The organism is uncultured Streptococcus sp. (assembly GCF_963528215.1).
Taxonomy (GTDB): domain Bacteria; phylum Bacillota; class Bacilli; order Lactobacillales; family Streptococcaceae; genus Streptococcus.
Window position 1 is genome coordinate 40,756 of the sequence record NZ_CAURVL010000004.1, and the last position, 24,675, is coordinate 65,430.

Sequence of the window (24,675 nt, forward strand, 5' to 3'; positions counted from 1 at the left end):
ATTGAGACAGCTGTTTTGGGAAATTATCTTATTTCTTTCTGCTCCTATCCAATCAGGTGAGACACTCTGTAAAGATTTTTTCCAGCTTTTTTACGGAAGATTTGCTGAAATGGTGTATAATGGGGACAAGACAGAAACAGAAAATTGTATGAAAGGAGTAGCGATGAAGGTTCTAGTGACAGGAGCGACTGGCTTTCTAGGAAAGTATGTTGTTGAAGAGCTGGCTGAACAAGGCTATCAGGTGCGAGCATTTGGACGCAATCTGAAGGCGGGCCGGCAATTAGAAGGTCCCTTAGTAGAGTTTTTTGCTGGGGATTTTACCAGAGAAGAAGAGATTTTTGCAGCCTGCGAAGGAGTGGATGCAGTGGTGCATGCTGGTGCCCTCTCAACGATTTGGGGACCATGGGAGCAGTTTTATCAGACCAATGTAGTAGGAACCAAGCTGGTTATGGAAGCCTGCCGACATTTTGGAGTGCAACGACTGGTCTATATTTCCTCTCCGAGTATTTATGCTGCGGCGCGTGACCAACTTGCTATCAAAGAAGAGGCTGCTCCTCAGGAAAACGAGCTGAATTTCTATATTAAAAGCAAGCTCATGGCTGAGCGGATTGTCCGAAGCTATCCTCAAGTTCCATCGGTTATCTTACGTCCTAGAGGGCTTTTTGGTATTGGAGATACCAGTATCTTTCCTAGGATTCTGCGCTTGAGCCAAAAACTGGCGATTCCACTCATCAGAAATGGCCAGCAAATGATGGATATGACCTGTGTGGAAAATGTGGCCTTGGCTGTTCGTCTGGCTTTGGAAATTCCAGAAGCGCAAGGACAAGTTTACAACATTACCAACGGAGAATCCCGTAGTTTCAAGGATATGCTGGATGAAGCTTTGGAAGGTTTACAGGTTCGTAAACGTTACATTAAGTTACCTGCTGCTTTTTTAGGTCTTCTGGCACAAGGATTTGAAAGCTTTTATCGCTTTTTTAACATTGAAAAAGAGCCACCTCTGACTCTTTACACTTATTACTTAATGCGTTACAGTCAAACGCTGGATATATCAGCAGCAGTAAGGGATTTGGGCTATCAACCCAAGTTGACAATCAGTGAAGGGATTGCAAAATATGTCCAACATTATCGAGAAAATTGAGTATCTTCAGCCTGGGCGCTGCAGCAGTCACTTGCAGCAGATGTTTAAGGGAGTTGCCAAGAAAAAAATAATTTTTCCAGCTGGCGTTTTCCTCTTGAAGCATCGTGAGAAAGGCTATATTCTCTATGACACTGGCTATTCTCCAGCTATTCTGAAGCCCAAACTTAAATACTGGCTTTATGGTCTGGGAACGCCTGTTGATATGTCAGAAGAGGAGCGTGTAGATCGTCTGCTTGAGCAAAAAGGAATTGCGCCAGAAGATATTTCTTATGTCATCTTGTCGCACTTGCATCCAGATCATATCGGCGGAGCTGCTTTCTTTCCCAAGGCTCGCTTCATTCTGACCAAGACCGTCTTCAAAACTTATCAACATGCCAAGCTTAAGGATTTGATTTTCAAGGAATTTCTTCCGCAGGATTTTGAGAGTCGGTTGGAAGTGGTGGAACCTCAGCAGGTCCAAGCAGAATTCCTCTATCGCAAGACAGTTGACTTGTTTGGGGATGGCAGTATATATCTGGCCTCAGTTGATGGCCATGCCGCTGGTCAAGCTTGTCTCTTTTTGCCAGATTATCATCTGTTTATCGGAGCTGATTTGTGCTGGGGCGTGGATCTGTTGCCTTATACGGAGCAGATGCGTTTCTTGCCGTCACTAATCCAAGATAACAAGGAAGAATACATGGCTGGTGTGGCCTTGCTGCGGCAGTTGCTTGCTGTTGGCTATCAGGTGCTAGTCAGTCATGATCCGGCTGAGAGAGCGGAGCAGATTTTGTATGAAACTAGGAACATTTCTAAAAACCTTTAGCGTCATGCGCTGGGGGCATCGATTTAAAGATCAACAGGCTCTGGAAAGCTATCAAGTCAAGGCTTTAGCAGCCTATCGGGAATTTCTGCAGCAGGAATCACCTTATTTTAAATCAGGCATCCCAGCAGATTTTAAGATGAATAAGGCCTTTATGATGGAGCATTTCAATGAGCTCAATACTCAAGGGCTGGATCGAGATGAGTTGCTAGCTTTGGCACTGGAGAGCGAGCGAACACGTGATTTTAGTCCCATGATAGGAGAGATTGCTGTCGGCTTGTCTTCAGGGACATCCGGTCACCGAGGTTTATTTGTCACCACTGAAAAGGAGCGCAGTATGTGGGCGGCAGCCATCTTGGCCAAGATGCTGCCTACAGGCAAACTCTTTGGGCACAAAATAGCTTTCTTTCTTCGGGCAGACAACCAGCTCTATCAGACTGTCAATTCAGGCTTGATTTCTCTGGAGTATTTTGATACTTTTCAGGGAGCCGAAGAGCATGTAGAGCGCTTGAATGCTTACCAGCCGACAATTTTGGTAGCGCCAGCATCAATGCTCTTGGATCTGGCTAAACAAGTCCAGGCAGGAAATTTGAAAATTGCCCCTAGCAAAGTCGTATCAGTGGCAGAGATTTTGGAAGAGCCAGATCGGCAGAGGATTCAAGAAGGATTTGCTCTAAAAAAGGTGGATCAGGTCTACCAAGCGACCGAGGGCTTTCTAGCCTGCACTTGTATCCACGGGAATCTTCATCTAAATGAAGACATTGTCCATGTAGATAAGCACTACTTGGATGATAGACGCTTTTATCCAATAATTACTGATTTCAAGCGGACATCTCAGCCAATTTTTCAATATGAGCTGAATGATATCTTGGTGGAAAATCCTGAACCTTGCCCCTGCGGTTCGGTCTTTACACGGATTGATAGGATTGAGGGGCGCTCGGATGATATTTTCATTTTTGAAAATGCTGCAGGTCAGTCGGTGGAGGTCTTTCCAGACTTTATTCGCCGCTGCCTGCTCTTAGTTGATGGGATTGGAGAATACCAAGTCGCTCAGAAACAGGACCATACGCTGACCATTGCTATCGAACATCGTAGTCAGCAGCGAGAAGACGAGCTTGTCCAGCAGTTTCAGAACTTAGCGACTGATAAAGACTTTCTTATGCCTGCTATTTCTTTTAAAGATTATCAGCGGGACAGAAGCCGTAAGTTGAAACGCATCTATCGGGCTTAAGAATGCCCCAATTTGGAAAACATATGAATTGGTGGCTCAAGTGCTTTGGCAGTTTACTCAGCTGCTGAGCAGCCCCAAGTCTGACAAGAAGGAGTTTAATATGACTGCAGTAAAGAATCATATAAAGATTGTTGGTTATGGTACGCATCTACCTAGAAATACTGTGACTTTTAAGGATCAGACCCGTTATCGAGTGGTGGAAAATGAAGAAACCCAGCTTTCTATGGCTGTTAAGGCGATTGAAAAAGCCCTGCAGCAAGCGGGCTTGACAATCAAAGACATTGACTGCATCGTGTCGGCCAGTGCAGTGGGCGTCCAGCCTATTCCCTGCACTGCGGCTCTGATTCATGAGTTGGTGGCCAAGGGCTTGTCCATTCCAGCCATGGATATCAATACGACTTGCACCAGCTTTATCTCGGCTTTGAGTCTCATGTCTCATTTGTTGGAGGCTGGTGAGTATCATAGAATCCTCATCGTGTCTAGTGAGGTTGGAAGTTTAGGGCTTAATCCCAATCAGAAAGAAAGTTTTGAGTTGTTCAGTGACGGAGCAGCAGCTTTGATTTTTGAAGCAACAGAGGAAGAGAGAGGGGTTATCTCCAGTCTGCAGCGAACCTGGTCCGAGGGAGCTCATGATACAGAGATTCGCGGTGGTTTGACATCTTTTCAGCCTAAGGAGTATTCGGATGCTACCAAGACTCACTACATGTTTGACATGAATGGTAAGAAGATACTCTTGCTCTCTGCCAGAAAAATTCCAGAAATGTTTAAAGAGTTTAAGGAAAAGAGTGGTCTCAGCCTGTCTGACTTGGATTATATCATTCCGCATCAGGCGAGTCGTGCTCTGCCAATGGTCATGCGCAGCTTGGGTATTCCTGATGATAAATACCTTAATATTGTGCAAGACTATGGTAATATGGTGTCAGTAGCAGTGCCCTTTTCTCTCTGCTATGCTCTGGAGCGCAATCTAGTCAAGGAAGGAGACACCATCGCTCTGATGGGAACAGCAGCTGGTATGACAGTCAATATGTTGGCTATGAAATTATAATACAATAAAAATAGGGTGTACAGAACCTCTTTTGGTTTCGTACACCCTGTTTAATTGTTCAAAAATTTGAGTAGAAGTGTGCCCGATGGGCTTAAGCAACTTCTTATATCATTTTTAAAAGAAATTCTGCTATTTGTTCAGGACTTTCTTTTTTTCCTCTGGAAACCCACATCTGGCAGACGCCGAAAAAGGCATTAGCGAGAAAGACCCGGCTGTATTCTTTTTCAAAATGATTGTAAATGCGATTGCTAAAGCGATCCTGAAGGCTATCAGCTAGCATCATCTGCAGCTTATGGCGCAGGAAATTTTGAATTTCTTTCGTTCCGTTTTCCGTCAGAAGAGCAGCTAAAAGCGGCTCTAGCTGGAGGAACTGAAAGACCTCCGTAATCGCAGTTTGAATATCCTCCTGATTGTTATCAAAAATATACCCCAGTTGATGAAAGAGGTTTTGCTGATAACGTTCAATCATATCGTACTTATCCTTGTAGTGAGTATAAAAACTACTACGGCTGATGCCAGCAGCTTGAGCTAGCTGGACAGTAGTGATATGGTCGAAGGACTGCTGATGCAGTAGTGAAACCATGGCTCTCTCAATAATAGCCTTGGTTTTTCGGCGTTTATTGCTTTCTAACATAAAATCTCCCTTTGAGGCTAAGCCTCAGTCTGCTCTTCAAACTAATAGCTATCATAGCAAACTACTTTTTCTTTTTCTCCATGTACTATTATATCAAATGTTTTTCAAGTGGAAAAGAGTTAAATTCCGAAAATAGGCATAGATAGGCAAAATTTTATTTTGTTAGGTTTCTTAGACTGGTAAAATAATAAAGCCAAGACTTAAAGCAAAGTCTCGGCCTTCGTTTTGAGCATTATTTAAAGTAGAGGTAGTCGGGGTCGGGAGTGACGTAAAGCAACTCACCCTCTTGCGAGAAGATAATAGAAATTTGTTCATTTTTATAAGAGTAAATCGTATAGGTATTTTGTAACCTTGATGCTTGAGAAATATCAACTACACCTGCTAAGAAAGCACGCGCTTGTTCGGTGTTGATTTTTTGCTCTTGAACCAGCCTCTTCAGATTTTCTAATTCTTTGTTTTGGAAGGCTTCGTATTCAGAAGCGAGGTCGGTGCTTACTTTTTCTGGCTCGCCGAAAATACTTTTAACTTTTTCTTGGGTATATCCTTTAAATTCAGGAATTTGAGCTTCAAAACCCCCAGATTCATAGGATTGGTAATAAACCTTGGCATCGCCAGTCGCATAAATCTTATCTTTCTTAGCATGATCGGCATCTTCTGGAAGACCATCTGTGGTTTTTTCTTGTTCTTTTCCGTCCTCTTGATGTTCAGAGCTGCTGGAAGATGAAGATTCTTTTGTTTCAGATTTTTTGCTGTCAAAACTTTTAGACTTGTTGGAGCTATCTTTCTTTTCTAGCTTTCTAGTCTCAGAAGACTGAGCTGGACGATTTGACCTTTGTGGCAAAAACAAACTGCAGGCTGACAGCAGAAATAGTGCTGCAACTAGAGAAAATAAGCTAAATAGTGTTCTTTTTTTCATTGTCTTAAACCTTTCTTTACTATGCTCAATCTGACTTGAGCTATTGTGATGTGAGGCATCTGCTGGCAGCAGTGTTTCACATGGAACCGTATCGTCAAGTTAAGAGCTCGATGCTTGACTCCATTTACCTCGCTTATCATTCTAACATAATACTGATTTCCAGTGTAGCTACCTGTGGCAAAAATTTTTTATCTACATGATTTAAAGCTTAAATACAGTAGAACCAATTTATTCCGCTTCCCTATAATCTTTTTAAACAAAATTAGACACCATGTCCAATTTTTAAAGAATAAACTTGTAATAATTTTCGATTGGTGTATAATCAATTTTATCGAAATTTGGACACTGTGTATAATTTTAGGAGGTAGACATGTTAAGAGAATGGAAAGCTATTTTAAAAAAGCCGACTTTTATCATTGTGATGTTAGGAGTATCTTTGATTCCTGCCTTGTATAATGTTATTTTCTTGAGCTCCATGTGGGATCCGTATGGAAAGGTATCAGACTTGCCAGTGGCGGTCGTCAATCAGGATAAAGCTGTAATTGCTAGTGGCAAGACTTTGTCTATAGGCGAGGATGTTGTTTCCAGCCTCAAGGAAAATAAAAATCTGGATTTTCACTTCGTCAGTAAAGAAGATGCTCAAAATGGTTTGGAAAAGGGTGATTACTACATGGTTGTGACGCTTCCAAGTGATTTATCTGAACGTGCAGCCAGTATTTTGACCGATAATCCTAAGCAAATGAAGATTGACTATCAAACGTCTAGCGGCCACAGTTTTATTGCTGGTAAGATGAGTGATTCAGCCATGGCTTCTTTGAAGCAGACGGTGGCGCAAAATGTGACGGATACTTATACAAGCGCCATATTTAAGAATATGGGAGATCTAAAAACGGGATTGGTTAAGGCATCTGATGGTGCTCAGCAATTAGCATCTGGCAGCCAACAGCTAGGTTCAGGCAGTCAGACAATTGCAGATAACTTAAGAACTCTGAATCAAGCTACGAACAAATTATCGTCCGGTGCAGCTCAATTTAATACAGGACTACAGACTTATACTGGGAGTGTTGCACAAGTATCGTCTGGACTGGGTAGTTTGTCAAACGGGATAAACACTTATGCAAATGGTGTAAGTACTGTGGCCACAGGTGCGAATCAGCTGTCGGGTCGATCAGCAGACTTATTGGGTGGAGTCCAACAGCTCACCCAGTCAGGAGATGGAGTTCAGGCCTTATCGACAGGTGTAACGAATCTGAACACTGGCTTGGCTACATTAAAGTTATCGGTAGATACAACCTTAGCTAACAATCAGCAAAACGTGAATGATTTGGCAACTGGCTTGACTCAGTTGAATGCAAGTATTCAAGCTGCAGCAAGTGACTCAGCTGTTTCGACAGACAGCATTGAGGCTTCACTGACTAGCATAGCAGCATCCGCTCAGGCCATTATCAATAACAATCAGGATGCAAAGGCTGCAGCTTTAGCAAGTGTCCAAGGGACGAGTGCTTATCAAGGACTTTCTAGCGAGGCTAAGGCTGAGATTGATGCAGCAGTCAGTGCTAGTCAAGCGGGAAGTGACCAATCTGCTCAGGCAATTTTATCCGAAGTTGATACGATGAGGGCTTCTCTTGAAACGATAAAAGGCGCTAGTCAAACAAAACTTAGTCAATTAGAAGGTGCATCAAATCAAGTTCTGCCACAGGCAGCTAGCATGATCAATGGCCTTTATAATGGCTTATCAACAGTGAGTGCAGGCCTCGGTTCAGCAAGCGGAGGAGCCAATCAACTAGTCGCAGGTGTAGACACCTTAAATGATAAACTAACGACTGGCGCGACACAATTGGAACAAGGGGTGACAAGTTATACCAATGCAGTCGGTCAGCTATCTGAGGGGACATCAGCTTTGGCAAGTAAGAACCCTGATTTGCTAGCAAATACAACAAAATTAGCAAACGGGGCTGCCCAATTAACAGATAAATCGCCAGAATTGACCTCTAGTTTCGGGAAATTAGCAGATGGAACCAATCAATTAGCGAGCGGTACAGAAAAGCTGGCTGATGGCAGCAGTGCTTTAACAGATAATCTCTCCAAACTTACTGTGGGAACAAGTGATTTGTCCAATGGACTCGCGGATGTAGGTGATAAATTGTCGGCTGTTTCAACCAAGGAAGACAATGCAAAAACTCTAGCAGATCCTCTGACACTGAGCAAGACAGATGAGAATAAGGTAGAAAAAAACGGCATTGGGATGGCGCCATATATGATTTCAGTAGCTTTATTTGTGGCAGCTATTTCAACCAATATCATCTTTAGCACACTTCCATCGGGTCAAGAACCTAAGACGAGACGAGACTGGCTGAAGGCCCGTATAGAGGTAAATGGAGTCATTTCTGTCGTGGCGGGTGTTTTGGTCTATGGTGCTGTGCACTTGATAGGCCTATCTGCTAACCATGAGTGGGCAACCCTCGGTTTGATTGTCCTAGCCAGCATGACCTTTATGGCTCTTGTGACAGCTTTGGTTACTTGGGATAGCAAGCTTGGTGCCTTTGCTTCTCTGATTCTTTTGCTTTTACAGCTGGCTTCTAGTGCAGGAACGTATCCGCTGGAGCTGACTAGTAAGATTTTCCAAGTTATCAACCCTTGGCTGCCAATGAGCTATTCTGTATCGGGCTTACGCCAAACGATTTCCATGAATGGCCAAATAGGTACTCAGGTGCTCTTCCTTGCTTTTGTTTTAGTTCTTTTCATGGCGCTTGGTACTCTGGTCTATCGAACAGATAAAAAACAGCTAGCTTAGTGCACGTGCTTTTATGAATCTGTAAAAATGTAGATGGAAAGTCTATCTGTAATTCTTTTACTTTTTCTCTAATCAACATCTCCTGAAAAGGGAGGTGTTTTGTTTTCTTTAAGTTTTCTTTATCTTTCTTTTAAGTTTTCATCTTTAAAATTGCATTACATTCAAGAAAGATAGAGAGGGGAGAAGCCCATGGCAAAAAAATTTTTTCAAAATCATTTTCAGCGCTTTGAAACCAAATACATCATTTCCAAGGAAACCTTGCTGGATCTATTGCTAGAGTTTGAAGGATATCTAGTGGAGGATGAGCGAGCTTATTCGACCATTAACAATCTCTACTACGATACGCCATCTTATCAGCTCATTTGTGAGTCTTTGGAAAATCCTCACTTTGACGAAAAGGTGCGCTTGCGGACTTATCAAGAGCATCCGACCGAGGATAGTCAAGTATTTTTGGAAATCAAGAAAAAGACTGAGAATCTGGTAACCAAACGCCGTCTTGCAGCAGATTTGCTGACGGCAGAAGCCTATCTGGACGGTGATTATAGTCAGCTGACTGACCTTCAGATAGATAAGGAAATGGTCTGGTTGACCCGGCATTTTGGCCATATTCAGCCTATGATGTATATCGGCTACAATCGTTATTCGATGAAGGGGATTGAGGATGAACGGATTCGGATTACCTTTGATCACGACCTGACCTACCGTCCTTATGATCTGAGTCTCTTGGCTGGTCGCCATGGAGATCATCTCCTGCCAGCCAACCACGTGATTATGGAAGTTAAGATTCCAGAAGCTTGTCCGTTATGGCTTAGCGAGATCATGGATCGCTACCAGCTGTCTCCGAGCTCTTTCTCCAAATATGGTTTTGCTTACAAAAAGTTAAACTATATCAGCAGCAAATAAAATAGATAGGAAAAGAAAAATGAAACAATCAAAATCAACCCTTAAAAAAATTAAATTGATGATTCCACTGGTCTTGATGACAGCAGTGCTGGGAGCATGCAGTTCAAACGCCAACAGCTCTACAGCTTCAAGCACTACCCAGACTGCTAATGCTACCAGTACCAGTCAGACCAAGACCAATACTTCTGATTACTTTGCCTCAGAGGACTCAGACGCTTCTTATGATGAGTCCAAGGTGACGACCATCAGCCTGAGTGGATCCAGTGCTAAGACCTCTGGTGACGGCGCTAGTGTCTCCGGCTCTACCGTGACAATCTCTGAGGCTGGGACCTATGTCGTTTCCGGAACGAGTGAAAATGTGCAGGTTGTCGTCAAAGCAGGTGATAGCGACAAGGTTCAAATCGTCCTGAATGGCGTAAATATGAGCGGGACAGACGCAGCTATTCTAGTAGAAAATGCGGGTAAAACAAGCCTGACTCTGGCTGACGGCAGCCAAAATACAATCTCAGACTCATCAAATCACAGTAATACGGATGCAGATGCAGCTATCTATAGTAACTCTGACCTGACTCTCAATGGCTCTGGAAGTCTGACAGTTGACGGCAAGTATGAAACAGCGATTAAGTCTGAGCAGACCTTGCGGGTGACAGGCGGCACTTATGCACTCAAGGCAGCTAAGAATGGTCTGTCAGCAGCTTCAGCCATTAATATCAAGGATGCTACTATTGACATCACAGCGACAGAAGATGCTATCCACGCGGACAATGATGAAGATACTTCTCTGGGAAATCTCTATATCCAGTCCGGCACCATCACGATTAATGCTGGTGATGATGGTCTGCATGCTAGCAATATTGCTTTGATTGATGGTGGAACGATTACGGTTTCCAAGAGTGTAGAAGCTCTGGAAGGAACCAATGTTACCATTAACGACGGCAAGCTGGACCTTTATGCGACGGATGATGGTATCAATGCAGCTAGTGACGTAACTGGAGCTGATATCTTTATCAAGATTACCGGTGGCGATATCAAGGTCGAGGTCGGCCAAGGCGATACCGATGCTATAGACTCCAACGGCGATGTCATTATGTCAGGAGGAAACTTAGACATTACTTCTACGGTATCTGCCTTTGACTTTGACGGAACGGCTACCTATACTGGTGGTACCATCACGGTCAATGGTGAAAGCCGGACAGAAATCACTGCCGACGGACCTGGCTCTGGTGGACCTGGTGGCGGCGGTGTCCCGGGCGGCCAAGGCGGTTTTGGTGGACGATAAGAAAGCTGACAAGATAACAATGAAATAGTGTCTAATGAAAGAGAAGAATCCTCATTCCAATTGGAATGAGGATTTCTTGCTATTCATCAATTTTGATAGAGATCTTCTCCGTATCCACGGTCACTTGAGCACCGATGGTAATGGTAAAAAGTGGCTGAGTATGAGCAAAGTCCAAGTCATAGAGGACGGGAATTGTCTTTAGAATAGGATGTTTATCCAAGATATAAAGGAGCAGCTCCTCTGTCATCTGACATTCTTTTGGAAAGCGGCCGATGAGAAGGGCCTGCGGGTTGGGATAGGCCTGAAGGAGGGCAGCTAGATTGCGGTCAAACTCCACATAATCATCTTCCTCCGCCTCTTCAACAAAGAGGACATAGTTATCATCTGTCGGGGCATAGGGGGTGCCACGCAGGAGTGAGAAGGTGGAGAGATTGCCACCGATAACAGTGGCTTGGGCTTGCCCGTGATGATAGACCTTCCACTCCGTTTCATGGAAGGTCAGTGGGGCATCAGGCAGATACCAAGCATTGTCGCCCCATTTTTCACTAGGAGTCAGCTCGTAAGAAGTCTGGCTGACGGCCTTGAGCCAGCTCTCAGTCTGATAGTCCTGCAGGGCATCCATCTTAAAGCTGGAGTAGGACGGTCCCATATAAGTTTTCATGCCGGTCTTGCTATAGATAGCGCTGAGCAAGGCTGTCGTGTCCGAGTAACCGCAGAAAATCTTAGGATTTCTAGCAATCAATTCAAAGTCCAGATAGGGCAGGAGCTCATTGCAGTTAAAACCTCCGATAGTGGCCAGAATAGCATCAACGGAGTCATCCGAAAAGGCAGCATGGATGTCTGCCACCCGGCTTTCGATGGAGGCAGAGTCTAGCATATCATTTTCCAGATAATGCTCCGAAAAAGACACGATAAAACCCAGCTTTTCCAAGCGCTCCTTGGCGGCTAGATTGGCCTCAAAGCCACCGATGTGTTCGATTGATGCCGAAGGGCTGACGACCCGAATGTGCATACCAGGTGCGAGTTTTTTCATAGGGACCTCCTTATGATAAATTTTTATAGAATATCATAGCACAAAGGCCAAGACCTGTAAAGCAAACTTAGGTCAGTGCGGGAATTTTTATCAAAAAAAGGGAGCCGCTGAAGACTCCCTGATTGTATATATTCTTTTCTATGATTTATTCGCTGAGCTTAATGCTACCGCTTTCGACGCTGGCAGTAAGTGTAGTTGTCGGATTTTCGACTTTACGGATGGCAGAGCCGCCAAGTTCATGGCCTTTGGAGTGCTCTACACTTATACTACTAGGGATGTCAATTTCACCTAGATCCGTTTTCAGATCAAAGGATAGCTGCGACAAACTGCCAGAAACCAGATGCAGATTAATATCGCCCAGTTGATTAGTGATAGAGATTGTACCAGCTAATTCCAACTGTTCAGAGTTCAGTGAGCCGCTTGAGATTTTCAGAGTGCTGTCGGAGATTTTGCTCGAGTTTAGATTGACCTCTCCCAGAGAGTTTGATATTTCGCCAGATGCGAACTGGCTGTTGCTCAGAGTGATGGTACCCGAAGAATCAATGATTTTTCCAGAGCTAATCTGACTGTTATTGATGGTAATCTCTCCCAGAGAGTTCTTAAATTTACCAGATGCGAATTGGCCATCATTCACAGTCAACGAGCCCTGAGATAGAGAGAAGTCAGCATTTTTGGCTGATAGATTGGACAGCGTAACATCTCCTAATGACGAACTGCCGCTGAATGTCTCAAGCTTGGTCCCCTTAGGCAGGGAAAGCTCCACAGTACGCTTCTCCTGAGATTCTTGGTCAAATAAGCTGAGTAAGGAGCGGATGCCAGTGCTTATGTGGAAGGAGCGGATGTCAGTGCTTATGTGGAAGGAGTCTGCACCATCTTCCTTGATGTTTAAGTTTCCATTTTCAGAACTTGTTGTTATTTTTCCAAGCATGCTGCCGCCAATCTGATAGTTGCCGTCTCTTTGGTAATAGGTCAAGTGAGCCTTGTCATCAGGAGATTCGCTGATGACGAGGTTTCTAGCTGCTAAGTTAATATTTAGGGAAGAAAGATCAGAGAAGCTTTCTTCTTTTTTCGTTAGTTTTACCTTGCTTTTGGCAGAATTGACCAAGTCGTTGACACCGCCTGTAATGGAGCCGATAGTTGTCAGGGCGCCACCAAAGAGGCAGGCTAAAATAGCTGCAGATAAAAGAGGTTTTTTCAATTTGATGTTAGCCATGACGTGCTCCTTTCTTTGCGAAAAGTTGAGCTAGTTTGACAAAGCCAGCCTTGCCAAACTGAGTAACAGGAGAAATGCCTGCGTAGAAGATGCCAGACAGTCCCAGAGCTAGAACACTGAGCCCCAGAGTGAACAGGAAGGCCGGGATCGATGTCGTCAGTCCCACTGTCAAAGTGTCCCAGATCAGGCTGATGCCAAAGATAAAGAAGGCAAAGGCAGCTATAGCCATGACTAGAGCAAAGATAAAGACTAAGAGGAAGAAAACGAAAGTCAAAAGTGCCACTACAATAAAGAGCGGAATAGCCAAGGGTGCTGCCAAAATGGATAGGATAGCAATCTGGACGATGTTCTTAGTGTTTTTTGATGAACTGCTGTCTTGATTATCTTCCTCGACTTTTTTGTCCAAAAGATTCAACATAATCTCGTGGGCCGCTTCCTTAGGGCTGCCTAAATCAGTAATAGCAGCCGCCTCACCCTCTGAGCCTACCTCGTCGAAGTACTCAGTGAAGTAATCCATAGCTTCCTGGTAGTCCTTGCGTGGCAGTTTTTTCAGATATTTTTCTAGCTCAGCTAGATACTCGGTTCTTGTCATGACGGATGCTCCCTTCTATGATACCGCTGATGGTCGTAGTATAAGTTTGCCACTCTTCTTTTAGAGTGAGTAGATGTTCATGCCCGTAGGCAGTGAGTGAATAGTATTTTCGTTTTCGTCCTTGGTACTCCTGCGAATAAGTCGTGAGGCAGTCATTTTGCTCCAGCTTCTTCAGAATAGGGTAAAGTGTTGATTCTTTGATATTGGCAATCAGCTTAATCGTCTGGCTGATTTCATAACCGTAGGAATCGTCTTTTTCAAGGATGGCTAAGATGAGAAACTCAATCAAAGCCGATGATGTGGGGAAAGACATAGGACCACCTCCTTGTGTAAAATATTTATATATAATCTTTCTATATATAGTCTACAACCTCTTAGAGAAAAAGTCAAGCAAAATATATAAAATTTTTATATATTTTTTGAAAAAGTCTTTTAATGGCTGTTTATAAGGCACATCAAAGTACCTTTCTTCCTTACAAGAACTTTACATCTTCCTTAGCTTTTGTGTTGAAAACATCTTCCATAAAATGGTAAAATGGTGTAAGTCTAACTAAAAATATAAGAGAGATCAATGAAAAAACATCAAACCCTATATAAGTTTTTGGGCCAAACCCTACTATATTTTGTTATCTTTCTGGCCTTGCTTTATTTCTTTAGCTATCTGGGTCAGGGTCAGGGTGGCTTTATCTATAATGAATTTTAATGTGAGAGAGTAGGAAACAATGTCAAATAAAGTGATACATGATATGATTGAAGCGATTGAGCATTTTGCTCAGGTACAGCCGGATTTTCCAGTTTATGATATTTTAGGTCAAGTTCATACTTATGGCGATTTAAAGAAGGATTCCGATTCGTTGGCGGCTCAGATTGACCGTTTGGGACTTCCTGACAAGTCTCCAGTTGTGGTCTTTGGCGGTCAGGAATACGAAATGCTGGCTACTTTTGTGGCCTTGACCAAGTCTGGTCATGCCTACATTCCTATCGACAGCCACTCAGCCTTGGAGCGCGTGGCAGCGATTGTGGAAGTTGCTGAGCCAAGCTTGATTATTGCCATCAATGATTTTCTGCTGGCAGATGTGGCAGCTCCTATTTTTAGTGCGGAGCAAGTTCAGACGGCTTTCAGAGAGGGAGCATCCTACGAGCTTAGCCATCCAGTGCAGGGAGATGATAACTACTATATCATTTTCACATCAGGGACGACTGGCAAGCCTAAGGGAGTGCAGATTTCCCACAATAATCTGCTCAGCTTTACGAATTGGATGATTACAGATAAGGAGTTTGCGACTCCGGAGCGTCCTCAAATGTTGGCTCAGCCGCCTTATTCTTTTGACTTGTCGGTCATGTACTGGGCACCGACTTTGGCTTTGGGAGGGACTCTTTTTGCCCTACCTTCGGCTGTGACTCAGGATTTTAAGCAGCTGTTTGAGACGATTCTCAGTCTGCCTATTGCTATCTGGACTTCGACGCCTTCCTTCGCGGACATGGCCTTGCTGTCGGATGACTTTAATAGTCAGAAGCTGCCTCAGCTGACGCATTTCTACTTTGACGGTGAGGAGTTGACAGTCAAGACAGCTCAGAAACTGCGTGATCGCTTCCCTCAAGCTCGCATCATCAATGCTTACGGTCCGACTGAGGCAACAGTGGCCCTGTCTGCAGTAGCAGTGACAGATGAGATGCTGCAAAATTGCAAGCGCCTGCCGATTGGCTATACTAAGGCGGACTCTCCGACCTTTGTCATTGACGAAGAAGGGCAGAAGGTGCCGAATGGCCAGCAGGGAGAAATCATCGTCTGCGGCCCAGCTGTATCCAAAGGCTATCTGAATAATCCTGAGAAGACAGCGGAGGCCTTCTTTGAATTTGAAGGTCTGCCAGCCTATCATACAGGAGATGTAGGCTCGATGACAGATGAAGGTCTGCTACTCTACGGTGGCCGGATGGACTTCCAGATCAAGTTTAATGGTTTCCGTATTGAGCTGGAGGATGTGTCTCAGAACCTCAACAAATCGAAATACGTTGAATCTGCAGTGGCTGTGCCCCGCTACAACAAGGATCACAAGGTTCAAAATTTGCTGGCCTATGTTATTCTCAAAGACGGTGTGGCTGAGCAGTTTGAGCGGGAAATCGATATTACCAAGGCAATCAAGGAAGATCTGCAGGATATCATGATGTCCTATATGATGCCGTCCAAGTTCCTCTATCGAGAGACCCTGCCTCTGACCCCGAATGGCAAGATTGACATCAAGGGGCTGATTAGCGAGGTCAATAAGCGATGATGGATTTCTTGAAACAGCTGCCTCACTTGGAACCCTACGGCAATCCAGTTTACTTTGTCTATATCGTTCTAGCAGTTCTGCCAATCTTTGTTGGACTTTTCTTTAAGAAACGTTTCCCCCTTTATGAAGCCTTGGTCAGTTTGGTCTTTATCATCCTGATGCTGACAGGTCCCAGTCTGGCGCAGCTTTGTGCTCTGCTGGGCTATGTTATCTGGCAGATAGTCTGGGTTTATTCATACAAGTTCTATCGCCGGTCGCGGGACAGCAAGTGGATCTTTTATCTGCATACCTTGCTGGCGGTTCTGCCGCTTGTGCTTGTCAAGGTAGAGCCCGCAATCAGCGGCCATCAATCTCTCTTTGGCTTTTTGGGGATTTCCTATCTGACCTTTCGTTCGGTAGGGATAATGATTGAGATGCGCGATGGAGTTCTGACAGAATTCACGCTCTGGGAGTTCCTGCGTTTCCTGCTCTTCATGCCGACCTTTTCAAGCGGTCCTATTGATCGTTTTAAGCGTTTCAATGAAGACTATTTGAACATTCCTGAGCGAGATGAGCTGCTGGATATGCTGGAGCAGTCTGTCAAGTATATCATGCTAGGCTTCCTTTATAAGTTTATCCTAGCCCATATCTTTGGACATCTCTTGCTGGGGCATGTCAAGACCTACGCTCTCTATACCGGCGGTTTCTTTAATCTGGGAACTCTGGGCGTCATGTATGTCTTTGGTCTGGATCTCTTCTTTGACTTTGCCGGTTATTCAATGTTTGCGCTAGCTATTTCCAATCTCATGGGAATCAAGAGCCCTATCAACTTTGATAAGCCTTTTCTCTCACGTGATTTGAAAGAATTCTGGAATCGCTGGCACATGAGTTTGTCTTTTTGGTTCCGTGACTTTGTCTTTATGCGGCTGGTCATGGTCCTGATGCGCAATAAGGTCTTTAAAAACCGCAACACGACCTCTAGTGTGGCCTATCTAATCAATATGCTGATTATGGGCTTCTGGCATGGTGTGACCTGGTACTATATCGCCTACGGTCTCTTTCATGGAGCTGGTCTGGTCGTCAATGATGCCTGGCTGCGCAAGAAGAAAACTCTAAACAAAGAGCGCAAGGCTAAGGGGCTTCCGCCTCTGCCAGACAATAAATGGACTCAAGCTTTGGGGATTGTGGTAACCTTTCACGCGGTCATGTTCTCATTTTTGATCTTTTCTGGATTTTTAAATGAGCTTTGGTTTAAAAAATAAAAATGAATGAGGAAGAAAAATGGATATAAAAGCAGAAGTAATTGAAATTATTGAAGAACTATTTATGGAAGATGTGTCAGACATGATGGACGAGGATTTGTTTGACGCTGGTGTCCTAGACAGTATGGGAACGGTGGAGCTGATTGTTGAGCTGGAAAACCGTTTTGACATCCGCGTGCCAGTGTCAGAGTTTGGCCGCGATGACTGGAACACAGCCAACAAGATCGTTGAAGGCGTAACGGAGCTTCGCAATGCTTAAACGACTCTGGCTGATTCTGGGCCCAGTTTTCTGCGCTATGGCCATGGTTGCCCTGCTCTTTTTCTTCTATCCGCTTGATAAAAAACATGATATAGAAGCAGAGAAGCGCTCGGCAGTGACCCTGACAGCAGAAAACTTCAAGAGCCGCAGTAAGAAGGTGACAGCCTTAACCGATAAGAAGATGCGTTTTGTTCCCTTCTTTGGATCTAGCGAATGGTTGCGCTTTGATAGTATGCATCCGGCAGTGCTGGCTGAGAAATACGACCGCTCCTATCGTCCCTATTTTCTAGGCCAGCGCGGGGCAGCATCGTTTAATCAGTACTTCGGTATGCAGCAGATGTCCTCTGAGTTGGAGGGACAAACGGCGGTTTATGTGGTATCGCCCCAGTGGTTTACCAAGACCGGCTATGATGCTTCGGCCTTTCAGCAGTACTTCAACAGCGACCAGCTGACGGCTTATCTGTCTCAGCAGCAGGGAGATGCGGCGGCGCAATATGCAGCCCAGCGCCTCCTTCAGCTCTATCCAGATGTCGCTATGGCAGAGAGCGTCCAGAAGCTGTCTGAAGGTAAAAAGCTGAGCAGCTTTGAAGAGCGCCATATTGAGATGATGGCTCATCTTAATGAGCGCCAAGATGCTTTTTTTAGCAACTTTGCTGCCCTCAATAATGAAAATTATGACCAGCGAATTTTTCCTTATATGGCGGATCTGCCAGATACCTTCTCTTATCAGGCTTTGGAAGAGATTGCCACAGCAGAGGCTAAGAAGAAGACCAATAACAACCAATTCGGCATAGACAATCAATTTTACAAGACCCGTCTGGCCGGCAAGGTTGCCAAGCTCAGAGGTTTTCAAACTAAGCAATCTTATGAAAAATCCCCTGAGTACAATGATTTGCAGCTGGTTCTGGACCAGTTTGCCAAGTCAAAGACCAATGTCATCTTCATCATTCCCCCGGTCAATTCCAAGTGGATGGAGTATACAGGTCTCAGTCCTGAAATGTACCAGCGGACGGTGGCTAAGATTCGCTACCAGCTGGAAAGCCAGGGTTTTACTAACATTGCTGATTTTTCTAAGGACGGCGATAAGCCCTACTTCATGCAGGACACTATTCACATGGGCTGGAATGGCTGGCTGGCTTTTGACAAGGCGGTTGATCCTTTTGTAGCCAATCCACAGCCGGCGCCAAACTACCATATGAATGACCGTTTCTTCACTAGGGAATGGTCTCAGTATACTGGCAAACCAGAAGAATTTAAATAAGGTTGGGACTTTCCAGCCTTATTTGTATAAAGGAGGAAAGATGAAGATTCGTTTGTCCCAAACAGAAGATATCCCAGTCATTATGGCGATTTATGATGTGGCCCGTCAGTTCATGAAAGACCAGGGCAATCCGACTCAGTGGGATGGAGGCTATCCTAGCGCAGGTTTGATTGAGGAAGATATTGTGGCTGGCCACTCTTTTGTTATCGAGGAAGATGGGCAGCTGGTCGGCACCTTTGCCTTTATCATAGGAGAAGACCCGACCTATCAGGTCATCGAAAAGGGGGCATGGCATTTTGCAGAGCCTTACGGCACCATTCACCGCATCGCCTCGAACGGGCAAGTCAGAGGCCTATCCCGTCAGGTCTTTGATTTTTGCTGCCAGCAGATTCCCTATTTGCGAATCGATACCCATGCGGACAATCAAACCATGCAGGCAGCTGTCCTGAACTACGGCTTTAGAGAGTGCGGTATTATTTATGTGGCAGACGGCAGTCCTCGCCTAGCTTATGATTATCATCAATAAAAAAATCTGCCCTTGAGCAGATTTTTTTACCTTATAGTAAAACATACTTTTCAACAGCTTCCGCAACTCCGTGCTCATTGTTGCTTTTAGTGACGGCTTTTGCCTCGGTTTTTACTGCTTCAGGAGCGTTACCCATAGCGACTCCGAGACCAGCCAGGCGCAGCATAGGAAGATCATTGAAGTTGTCTCCGATTGTCATGACCTGCTCTAGAGGCACTTGGTAGTGCTGAGCAATTTCGTACAAGGCTTGCTCCTTGGAGACATGCTTGGCCGTGACTTCCATGTAGTTCTCCTTTGAAAGGTAGAAGGCTGTCTTGGGAAAGTCTAAGGTCTGCAGGTAGTCATGGAGTTTCTGGATGACAGGCGCTTGATCAATCAGAAGTAGCTTGTGGACGGGCATTAGAACGTCCAGCACTGGCATTAGTACATTCTGAATCATCGGCTGCTCCTCTGTAATAGCAGCCTCTATCTGTACCCACTTATCCAAACTATCGGCAATCCAATCCTTACCGGAATAGAGATTGATGGACACGCTAGGAAATTCAGTCTTGACCAGCTCCAGAAAAGTGCGGATTTCTTCCTTATCCAGAGGGTGCTCGATAATGGTCTCGTAAGCTTGTGGGTCTCCCTTGATGACTAGAGCGCCATTGTAGCAAGCCAGCGGATTATCTCCCAGTCCTAGGTCGCGTGCAATCGGCTCCATACCTAGAGGAGAGCGGGCAGAAGCCAGAACGAAAGGAATTTTTTCTCGGTTTAGCAGGGGAATCATGTCCTTGAGTTTAGAATCTACTTGATGCTGGTCGTCCAAAATCGTGCCGTCAATATCGCTGATAATCAGGCGAATCGCTTGTTTTGTCATAGCTCGTCCTCCTATGTGTCTAATGGATCGATTTAATAAATTATTTTAACCTTGTCTCCAAGCAGTTTTTGGACTTCAGGGCTGGGCTCTTGGTCCGTAATCCAGTAGTCAAAGTTGCTGACAGCACCCAGGATGTACTTAGACTCTTTCTGCCATTTGTCTTGCTCGGCCAGCAGAATCTTAACCTTGGCGTGTTTCAAAGCCAGTTTTTTAAGGTGGGTATCAGCCTCGTCTTCAAAGCTGACTAGACCATCAGAGACACTGGCTGCCCCGATAAAGGCAATGTCAAAGGAAATTTGCTCCAGCAGCTCTGCTTCATTGAGAGCATAGTAGAATCGGTTTTTGGGATAAAATTTCCCACCTAAGAGGTGAAAGTCCACTTTGTCCTGAGTGCTCAGCATGATTGCATTATCTAGAGAATGAGAATAGATTGTCATAGGCTCCTTGATGCGCTGAGCCAGATGGAGAACGATGGTTGAGACATCAAAGAAAGCAATCTGCCCTGCCTTGAGAAAGTCATTGGCCTTCTGAGCGATAGCCTTTTTTTCTTGACTTAGTTGGTTGATGCGGTCGTTAAAGGAGGGGATTTGCCGGCTAGTATCCAGCGGGATAATGCCTCCGTGGGTGCGCTGCACAAGCCTACGCTCGCTCAAAATCGAAAAATCTCGCCGAATAGTATCTTTAGAAACCTGAAAATGCTCAATCATATCCTTTGCTGACAGCTGTTTTTTCTCAGCCAAGAGCTCTAAGATTTCAGCTAAGCGTTGTTCTTGGTACATGGTTGTCCCTCCCTGCTTTTCTAAATAGAGTATAACACAACGAATAAGTTTTTAAAAGCATTTATAATCATTTATAATCATTTGTAAGTCATTAAGAATTACATTGGAGAAAATCAAAAAACCGAGCAAATCTCGGTTTTCATGATTTATAATAATTGAAAGACTTTTTTCAATTAAGGTGTTTGGATATTGACAGATCCATCGCTGCCGACCTTAACATCAACACCGCCGCCTTGAACATGAACGCCATCTTCATTTACGCTAACCCCAGCGTTGTCAGTTTGTACATTAGCACTACCGTCTCCGTTAGTTTCAACAGAAGCATCTCCGCTTTCGTCTCCGCCATTTACATTAACGCTAGCATCTCCGCCGTTTACGTTGACTTTGGCACTACCGCTTTCTTCAGATGTGCTGCTAGAGCTTGTCTTAGCCTTAGATGAAGAAGATACGCTTGAGCTGGAACTTGAGCTTTCTTCAGTCTTCTTATATGCAGAATTTCCGCAAGCTGTCAAAAAGAAAAGTGCAATTAGTGGTAATAAAAATAAAGAAATTTTAGATAATTTTTTCATCTTACCCCTCCTTCTAGTATAATATTAAACAAATATTTCATTTGAAGCAATGAAAAACCGGATTGATACACAAATAACATACTGTATTAATAAAAATGTTACAAAATATATGTAAGATAAATAGATAATACATAGATTTTATAAGCTTTTCTACGATTTTCCGCTTATTTAGTGTGTAATTGTTTTGTAATATAATTCTTGTCCATGAGAAGGAGAAAAATAACATTTTTGCAACATTTCTTTTCCTCTGTAATGGAGAAACCATGCTATAATCAACCTATGTTATCAAGAAATTTTCAGAAACTAATCGAGACAGACACAGTTGCAGCAGCGCGAGCTTTGCTAGGTATGCAGCTGATTCTAAATGGCCAGAAGTTAGGCCGGATTGTCGAAACAGAAGCCTATCTAGGAAGTCAGGACAGCGCCTGTCATTCAGCTAGAGGGCGCCGCTCCCCTAAGAATGAATCCATGTATCTGCCAGCTGGTCACTGGTATGTCTATCAGATTCATGGTCATCAGATGCTGAATCTGGTTACCAAGGCTGAAAATGTGGCCGAAGCCGTACTGATTCGAGCCTTGGAGCTGCCGGATGGCCGTCTTTTAGCTAATGGTCCTGGTAAGCTAACCAAGTATGCTGGGATTGATAAGCGCTTTGATGGACAGAGTTTAGCGACCTCCAGTCTGCAATTAGCCTATGACCTGACTCCGAATCAGATTGCCAGCCGTCCTCGGATTGGCGTGACCTGCACAGATGCCTGGCGAGAGGAGCCCTTGGGCTTTTATGTGGCTGGCAATCGTCATGTCTCAAAAATTCCAAAGCGAGGCTTGCTGGATGATGAGGACACCTGGAATAAGGAGTAAAGGATGAAGAAAACAGAGATTTTTGACCAAGTCGTAGAAATTATGCGAGAGGATTCCTCAACAAAGAAAGACATCAAGGGTGCAAATCCCGAAGAATATCGAGCGCGTATCACAGACCAGATGAGCCAAGAGGACTTTCTTTACCAGATGCATTGTTATATAGCCAGTTTTGGAATTTTGTCTCATGTTTGGTTTGGACTTAAGGAAACGCAACCGCCCGGCTTTAAAGTGAGATACTACCAAGACTGCCTCTACGTCCTGCAGGCAAATAGCGATACAGAGCTGAAACGTGGAGACCAGATTCTAGCCTTGGATGGGAAACCTTTGCCTCAGGTTTATCAAGAGCACAAGGATTATTTTGTCAGTGCCACACCAGAGCGACAGCACAAGGAGTGGGCTTACTTTGTGGAGCATGCCGGAGAAGTTACGGTGGTACGCAATGGCAAGGAAGAGCAACTGCATGTTCAGCTGACTGCCCACCCAAAGAAGCCACCGCAGTTTGAATGGCGCAGACTTTCTGAGGATGTCGTCTATCTTAAGTTAGAAGATTTTACAGATGAGGCTGCTATCGGTCAGCTATATGCAGACAGTCAAGCAGCTATTGAGCAGGCTAAGTATTTAATCATTGATGTTCGAGTCAATTATGGTGGGACGGACTCGCTTTATTATCCACTTTTCAAATATACTCTCCCTCAGGGAAAGGCCTTCAGTGACTTAGATTTGCCAAGCGACGATGGGATGGAGATTCTCTATACGGATAGAAATGTTGATTTGCGTCAGCAACTCATGCAAAATATCCTAGAAGATCCAAACTTGTCAGCAGAAACTCACCAGATTCTCAAAGAATTTCTAAAAGAGTTAGAAGAAAATCGGGGAAAAGGGTATGTCCTTTATGGCGATGAAGACAGCGATCAGAACATTCTGCCAGATGTCCTAGGCCTAGCTCAACCTGAAAAAGTCTTTGTACTAGCAGATGTTACCTGTGGGTCTTCAGGTGACAATTTTGTTGATACCATGAAAAAGATGCCCAAGGTTACGGTCCTAGGGCGTCCGACTATGGGAATTTTAGATTATTCCAATTGCTGCGTGAAGGATTTTGGTGACTATGAGCTCCTGTTTCCCACTTCACGTGACATTAGGATTGATCAAGGAAAGGGCATGAATGATAAGGGAGTTGAACCGGATATCCTGATTCCTTGGACACCAGAACACTTAGAGCGGGATGTGGACCTGGAAGAGTGTCTCAACTATTTCAAAAACGCTTAGGATTTCTAAGCGTTTTTTCGTCTATATTAGATCTTGTCAAACTTCTCAATGTAAAAGAGTGTTAGTGTCACGATGGCAGCCAAGCCAATTAGAATGAGGATGGCTGGAGTCCAGGAATGGAATAAATCAAAGCTGTATCCAAAGAGGCTAGGACCAAAGGCGGCCAGAATATAACCACCAGTCTGGGCTAAGCCAGATAGCTGAGCGGTTTGCTCAGGAGTACTGGTTTTCAGCGAGAAAGTAACCATAAGGTAAGGGAAGAGGGCGCTGACGGACATACCAATCAGAAGATTGAGAATGAGCCAGTAGATAAAGGAATCTGTCTTGACCAGCAGCATGCCCAGACCAACCATACCAGTTACAGAAAAGAGAGCAATCATCCCCAAGCGTTTTTTAGCGGATAGACGCGTTGTCAGACTAGGTATCGTCATAGCCAAAGGAAGGCTGATAATTGAAAAGATAGAGGCTAAGAATCCAGTAGCATCATCGGAAAGTCCTGCAAACTGGCCAAGAGTCGGCAGCCAAGTGATAGCCGTATAAAAGAGTAAGGACTGCAGGCCACCGAAAACAATCAGAGCCCATACTCTAGGATTTGTTAGCAGAGAGCCCATTTGCTGTTCACGATTTTTACTAGTTAGCTTGTGATTGTGACGGCTGTTAGGCAGCCAGATTAAGCAGGCCAGTAAGCAGATGAGGGTCAGGACGAGAATCAATCCTTTCCAGCCAGCTAAGCGGACAATAGGCGCAGCCAAGGGAGACATGACTGAGATGGCCAGTCCCATAGAAGTGATATAAAGCGTGGTTAAAAATCCAATTTTCCCTGGCTGATTAGCCTGAATGACATTAGGCAGGAGCACATTTAAGACAGCGATGGCAGCCCCTAGCATGATTGTACCTGCATAGAGTAGAGGCAGGTTAAAGATACGAATAAAAGAGCCCAGAGTCAGCACAATCATGGCTAGGGTAAAGAGCTTTTCCAGGCCGACCTTTTGAGCTAGGCGTGGGGAAAAGGCTGAGCAGAGGGCAAACATAATCAAGGGTAGGCTAGTCAGCAGTCCCAGTGAGTTGACGGGAACTTGCAGTCCCTTAGCAATATCACCCAGAACAACGGGCAGTACTGCAAAAGGCGCCCGCAGGACAACCCCCACCATCAGAATACCTGGAAGTAAAAATTTTGAATGTTTCTTTTTCATAAAGTTAA

25 protein-coding genes are annotated in these 24,675 nt (G+C 44.5%); 15 read left to right on the forward strand and 10 right to left on the reverse strand.

Going from position 1 to position 24,675, the window contains the following annotated elements; translation table 11 throughout:
* The first annotated feature begins 109 nt into the window (after positions 1-109).
* From RWS24_RS02740 to RWS24_RS02755, 4 genes are all read left to right on the forward strand, one after another.
* Positions 110-1,141, forward strand: coding sequence for an NAD(P)-dependent oxidoreductase (locus tag RWS24_RS02740; protein WP_314365147.1), 1,032 nt, complete (start codon positions 110-112; stop codon positions 1,139-1,141).
* Positions 1,116-1,943 carry an MBL fold metallo-hydrolase gene (locus tag RWS24_RS02745; protein WP_314365148.1) on the forward strand — a complete coding sequence of 276 codons (828 nt, stop codon included), beginning with the start codon at positions 1,116-1,118 and terminating at the stop codon, positions 1,941-1,943. Before RWS24_RS02740 ends, RWS24_RS02745 begins: the two co-directional genes overlap by 26 nt.
* Positions 1,912-3,171, forward strand: a complete 1,260-nt coding sequence (locus tag RWS24_RS02750; protein WP_314365150.1) for a F390 synthetase-related protein — start codon at positions 1,912-1,914, stop codon at positions 3,169-3,171. The genes RWS24_RS02745 and RWS24_RS02750 overlap by 32 nt, the downstream gene beginning before the upstream one ends.
* A gap of 100 nt (positions 3,172-3,271) precedes the next feature.
* On the forward strand, positions 3,272-4,216 hold the full coding sequence (locus RWS24_RS02755) for a 3-oxoacyl-[acyl-carrier-protein] synthase III C-terminal domain-containing protein (protein ID WP_314365152.1): 945 nt from the start codon (positions 3,272-3,274) through the stop codon (positions 4,214-4,216).
* Positions 4,217-4,319: 103 nt separating this feature from the next.
* Here the strand turns inward: RWS24_RS02755 and RWS24_RS02760 are convergent, their stop codons facing one another.
* Positions 4,320-4,850 carry a TetR/AcrR family transcriptional regulator gene (locus RWS24_RS02760; RefSeq protein WP_004189391.1) on the reverse strand — a complete coding sequence of 177 codons (531 nt, stop codon included), beginning with the start codon at positions 4,848-4,850 and terminating at the stop codon, positions 4,320-4,322.
* 232 nt (positions 4,851-5,082) lie between these two features.
* Positions 5,083-5,766, reverse strand: a complete 684-nt coding sequence (locus RWS24_RS02765; protein WP_314365156.1) for a DUF4947 domain-containing protein — start codon at positions 5,764-5,766, stop codon at positions 5,083-5,085.
* Positions 5,767-6,136: 370 nt separating this feature from the next.
* Here RWS24_RS02765 and RWS24_RS02770 point away from each other — a divergent pair, with 370 nt between their 5' ends.
* The 3 genes from RWS24_RS02770 to RWS24_RS02780 all read left to right on the forward strand — a co-directional run bounded on the left by RWS24_RS02770 (position 6,137) and on the right by RWS24_RS02780 (position 10,742).
* Positions 6,137-8,560, forward strand: coding sequence for a YhgE/Pip domain-containing protein (locus RWS24_RS02770; protein WP_314365159.1), 2,424 nt, complete (start codon positions 6,137-6,139; stop codon positions 8,558-8,560).
* A 189-nt stretch (positions 8,561-8,749) separates the two neighbouring features.
* A complete protein-coding gene (locus RWS24_RS02775; RefSeq protein ID WP_314365162.1) occupies positions 8,750-9,463 on the forward strand; it encodes a polyphosphate polymerase domain-containing protein in 714 nt (237 codons plus the stop codon).
* A gap of 19 nt (positions 9,464-9,482) precedes the next feature.
* Entirely contained in the window at positions 9,483-10,742 is a 1,260-nt protein-coding gene (locus RWS24_RS02780) for a carbohydrate-binding domain-containing protein (protein WP_314365164.1), read from the forward strand.
* Between the two features lie 79 nt (positions 10,743-10,821).
* Here RWS24_RS02780 and RWS24_RS02785 read toward each other — a convergent pair whose 3' ends face one another.
* From RWS24_RS02785 to RWS24_RS02800, 4 genes are all read right to left on the reverse strand, one after another.
* Positions 10,822-11,775, reverse strand: coding sequence for an LD-carboxypeptidase (locus RWS24_RS02785; protein WP_314365167.1), 954 nt, complete (start codon positions 11,773-11,775; stop codon positions 10,822-10,824).
* Positions 11,776-11,920: 145 nt separating this feature from the next.
* On the reverse strand, positions 11,921-12,988 hold the full coding sequence (locus RWS24_RS02790; RefSeq protein WP_314365169.1) for a DUF4097 family beta strand repeat-containing protein: 1,068 nt from the start codon (positions 12,986-12,988) through the stop codon (positions 11,921-11,923).
* Entirely contained in the window at positions 12,981-13,580 is a 600-nt protein-coding gene (locus RWS24_RS02795) for an HAAS signaling domain-containing protein (protein ID WP_314365170.1), read from the reverse strand. The genes RWS24_RS02790 and RWS24_RS02795 overlap by 8 nt, the downstream gene beginning before the upstream one ends.
* Entirely contained in the window at positions 13,555-13,893 is a 339-nt protein-coding gene (locus tag RWS24_RS02800; protein ID WP_002913906.1) for a PadR family transcriptional regulator, read from the reverse strand. Before RWS24_RS02800 ends, RWS24_RS02795 begins: the two co-directional genes overlap by 26 nt.
* Positions 13,894-14,151: 258 nt before the next feature.
* Here RWS24_RS02800 and RWS24_RS02805 point away from each other — a divergent pair, with 258 nt between their 5' ends.
* From RWS24_RS02805 to RWS24_RS02830, 6 genes are read left to right on the forward strand one after another with little or no spacing between them, the layout of a single operon-like run.
* A complete protein-coding gene (locus RWS24_RS02805; protein ID WP_002894209.1) occupies positions 14,152-14,283 on the forward strand; it encodes a teichoic acid D-Ala incorporation-associated protein DltX in 132 nt (43 codons plus the stop codon).
* 19 nt (positions 14,284-14,302) lie between these two features.
* Complete coding sequence (gene dltA / locus RWS24_RS02810; RefSeq protein ID WP_314365173.1) at positions 14,303-15,853, forward strand: D-alanine--poly(phosphoribitol) ligase subunit DltA; 1,551 nt, start codon at positions 14,303-14,305, stop codon at positions 15,851-15,853.
* Entirely contained in the window at positions 15,850-17,094 is a 1,245-nt protein-coding gene (dltB, locus tag RWS24_RS02815; RefSeq protein WP_314365174.1) for a D-alanyl-lipoteichoic acid biosynthesis protein DltB, read from the forward strand. Before dltA ends, dltB begins: the two co-directional genes overlap by 4 nt.
* Before the next feature lie 19 nt (positions 17,095-17,113).
* Complete coding sequence (gene dltC, locus RWS24_RS02820) at positions 17,114-17,353, forward strand: D-alanine--poly(phosphoribitol) ligase subunit DltC (protein WP_002894204.1); 240 nt, start codon at positions 17,114-17,116, stop codon at positions 17,351-17,353.
* On the forward strand, positions 17,346-18,614 hold the full coding sequence (dltD, locus tag RWS24_RS02825) for a D-alanyl-lipoteichoic acid biosynthesis protein DltD (RefSeq protein WP_314365176.1): 1,269 nt from the start codon (positions 17,346-17,348) through the stop codon (positions 18,612-18,614). Before dltC ends, dltD begins: the two co-directional genes overlap by 8 nt.
* A gap of 40 nt (positions 18,615-18,654) precedes the next feature.
* Positions 18,655-19,140: an N-acetyltransferase gene (locus RWS24_RS02830; protein WP_314365178.1), complete on the forward strand. Its 486-nt coding sequence runs from the start codon at positions 18,655-18,657 to the stop codon at positions 19,138-19,140.
* 31 nt (positions 19,141-19,171) lie between these two features.
* Here the strand turns inward: RWS24_RS02830 and RWS24_RS02835 are convergent, their stop codons facing one another.
* From RWS24_RS02835 to RWS24_RS02845, 3 genes are all read right to left on the reverse strand, one after another.
* Complete coding sequence (locus RWS24_RS02835; protein WP_314365181.1) at positions 19,172-19,999, reverse strand: Cof-type HAD-IIB family hydrolase; 828 nt, start codon at positions 19,997-19,999, stop codon at positions 19,172-19,174.
* Between the two features lie 32 nt (positions 20,000-20,031).
* Positions 20,032-20,778 (reverse strand): DeoR/GlpR family DNA-binding transcription regulator, encoded by a 747-nt coding sequence (locus tag RWS24_RS02840; RefSeq protein ID WP_314365184.1) that lies wholly within the window; start codon positions 20,776-20,778, stop codon positions 20,032-20,034.
* A gap of 173 nt (positions 20,779-20,951) precedes the next feature.
* Entirely contained in the window at positions 20,952-21,347 is a 396-nt protein-coding gene (locus RWS24_RS02845) for a hypothetical protein (RefSeq protein WP_314365186.1), read from the reverse strand.
* A gap of 279 nt (positions 21,348-21,626) precedes the next feature.
* On the opposite strand from RWS24_RS02845, the gene RWS24_RS02850 reads away from it, so the two are divergent.
* Both RWS24_RS02850 and RWS24_RS02855 read left to right on the forward strand, forming a co-directional pair.
* Entirely contained in the window at positions 21,627-22,208 is a 582-nt protein-coding gene (locus tag RWS24_RS02850) for a DNA-3-methyladenine glycosylase (protein ID WP_314365188.1), read from the forward strand.
* Positions 22,209-22,211: 3 nt separating this feature from the next.
* The gene (locus RWS24_RS02855; RefSeq protein WP_314365189.1) at positions 22,212-23,474 is read left to right on the forward strand and encodes a S41 family peptidase; all 1,263 of its coding nucleotides are present in this window, start codon (positions 22,212-22,214) and stop codon (positions 23,472-23,474) included.
* A gap of 26 nt (positions 23,475-23,500) precedes the next feature.
* Here the strand turns inward: RWS24_RS02855 and RWS24_RS02860 are convergent, their stop codons facing one another.
* Positions 23,501-24,667, reverse strand: coding sequence for an MFS transporter (locus tag RWS24_RS02860; RefSeq protein WP_314365190.1), 1,167 nt, complete (start codon positions 24,665-24,667; stop codon positions 23,501-23,503).
* Positions 24,668-24,675: the final 8 nt, after the last annotated feature.